Source organism: Achromobacter sp. 1014246743 (genome assembly GCF_059760725.1).
On record NZ_JCBANA010000135.1, the window covers coordinates 1 to 2500 of the forward strand.

Annotated in this window: 2 tRNA genes and 2 rRNA genes (1 of these 4 cut by a window edge); all 4 read right to left on the reverse strand. The window is 51.2% G+C overall.

Annotated elements, in window-relative coordinates:
- A 23S ribosomal RNA gene (locus AC6LJ2_RS29905) occupies positions 1–1468 on the reverse strand; the annotation flags it as partial.
- A gap of 308 nt (positions 1469–1776) precedes the next feature.
- Positions 1777–1852: transfer RNA gene (locus AC6LJ2_RS29910), tRNA-Ala, on the reverse strand.
- Between the two features lie 26 nt (positions 1853–1878).
- Positions 1879–1955 (reverse strand) — tRNA-Ile (locus AC6LJ2_RS29915).
- A gap of 134 nt (positions 1956–2089) precedes the next feature.
- Positions 2090–2500 (reverse strand): 16S ribosomal RNA (locus AC6LJ2_RS29920) (it continues 1120 nt past the right edge of the window).

Below are 2500 nucleotides of genomic sequence, written 5' to 3' on the forward strand. Positions count from 1 at the left end.
CAGCAACAGGGACATCCAACACCCTGATGATCTTCCGCGATCCGTCCCCCCATCGCACTGTACGACGGTACTGGAATATTAACCAGTTTCCCATCAGCTACGCATCTCTGCCTCGCCTTAGGGGCCGACTCACCCTGCGCCGATGAACGTTGCGCAGGAAACCTTGGACTTACGGCGAGGGGGCTTTTCACCCCCTTTATCGCTACTCATGTCAGCATTCGCACTTCTGATACCTCCAGCAGCCTTTACAAGCCACCTTCGCAGGCTTACAGAACGCTCTCCTACCGCGTGCACTAAAAGTGCACACCCGCAGCTTCGGTTTATCGCTTAGCCCCGTTACATCTTCCGCGCAGGACGACTCGATCAGTGAGCTATTACGCTTTCTTTAAAGGATGGCTGCTTCTAAGCCAACCTCCTGACTGTCTATGCCTTCCCACTTCGTTTCCCACTTAGCGATAATTCGGGACCTTAGCTGGCGGTCTGGGTTGTTTCCCTCTTGAGTCCGGACGTTAGCACCCGGTGCTCTGTCTCCCAAGCTGTACTTGCGGGTATTCGGAGTTTGCCATAGTTTGGTAAGTCGCCATGACCCCCTAGCTATAACAGTGCTCTACCCCCCGCAGTAATACTTGAGGCACTACCTAAATAGTTTTCGGAGAGAACCAGCTATTTCCAGATTTGTTTAGCCTTTCACCCCTATCCACAGCTCATCCCCTAATTTTTCAACATTAGTGGGTTCGGTCCTCCAGCACGTGTTACCGTGCCTTCAACCTGGCCATGGATAGATCATCTGGTTTCGGGTCTACACCCAGCGACTGAATCGCCCTATTCGGACTCGCTTTCGCTACGGCTTCCCTATTCGGTTAACCTTGCCACTGAATGTAAGTCGCTGACCCATTATACAAAAGGTACGCAGTCACCCCACAAGGAGGCTCCTACTGTTTGTATGCATACGGTTTCAGGATCTATTTCACTCCCCTTCCGGGGTTCTTTTCGCCTTTCCCTCACGGTACTGGTTCACTATCGGTCGATCACGAGTATTTAGCCTTGGAGGATGGTCCCCCCATCTTCAAACAGGATTTCACGTGTCCCGCCCTACTTTTCTTACGCTTAGTTCCACACACAAAATTTCATCTACAGGGCTATCACCTGCTACGGCGGGGCTTTCCATCCCCTTCGATTATCTTGCATGCTAAAACGTAAAGGCTCTTCCGATTTCGCTCGCCACTACTTTCGGAATCTCGGTTGATTTCTTTTCCTCGAGCTACTGAGATGTTTCAGTTCACCCGGTTCGCTTCCACTAGCCTATGTATTCAGCTAGGGATACCGCATTGCTGCGGTGGGTTTCCCCATTCGGACATCTACGGATCAAAGCTTGTTTGCCAGCTCCCCGTAGCTTTTCGCAGGCTACTACGTCCTTCATCGCCTGTGATCGCCAAGGCATCCACCATATGCACTTAGTCGCTTGATCCTATAACGCTGTAGGCTATAGGACCTGAGTATTAGCGTTTGTGCCGTTCATAAGTTTCAAAGCAGTCTGAAGTTATTCACTTCAGTCTTGAGAACTTGGAACAAAATAATGCAATCACAACCCGTACTTATCTTCATCGACTTGCGCCGAGTACTTGATAAGTACATTTCGTTGTGCTTCTTCCAGATTGTTAAAGAACGAATATAGCTGTCAGGTAAAACCTAACTCATAAGACCGTCGATTTATTCAATCACGATGCTATGAGTTAACCTCTACACGTCACCACCAGGTGACTGCTTGAGAATCAATGGTGGAGGTGAACGGGATCGAACCGATGACATCCTGCTTGCAAAGCAGGCGCTCTCCCAGCTGAGCTACACCCCCATATTCAACGCCTGGCGTCAAATACTTGGTGGGTCTGGTTGGATTCGAACCAACGACCCCCGCCTTATCAAGACGGTGCTCTAACCGACTGAGCTACAGACCCAAAACCTTCTCGGATCAGTAGTCAGGATGCCATGGACACAGGGAGGAATCCCTCTACCCAAGCCCACAACCGATCCCAGCTATATATCAAACAACCGATAAGAGTGGACGCTTAACACGAGCACTTAAGCTCTGAAAGGAGGTGATCCAGCCGCACCTTCCGATACGGCTACCTTGTTACGACTTCACCCCAGTCATGAATCCTACCGTGGTAATCGCCCCCCTTGCGGTTAGGCTAACTACTTCTGGTAAAACCCACTCCCATGGTGTGACGGGCGGTGTGTACAAGACCCGGGAACGTATTCACCGCGACATGCTGATCCGCGATTACTAGCGATTCCGACTTCACGCAGTCGAGTTGCAGACTGCGATCCGGACTACGATCGGGTTTCTGGGATTGGCTCCCCCTCGCGGGTTGGCGACCCTCTGTCCCGACCATTGTATGACGTGTGAAGCCCTACCCATAAGGGCCATGAGGACTTGACGTCATCCCCACCTTCCTCCGGTTTGTCACCGGCAGTCTCATTAGAGTGCCCTTTCGTAGCA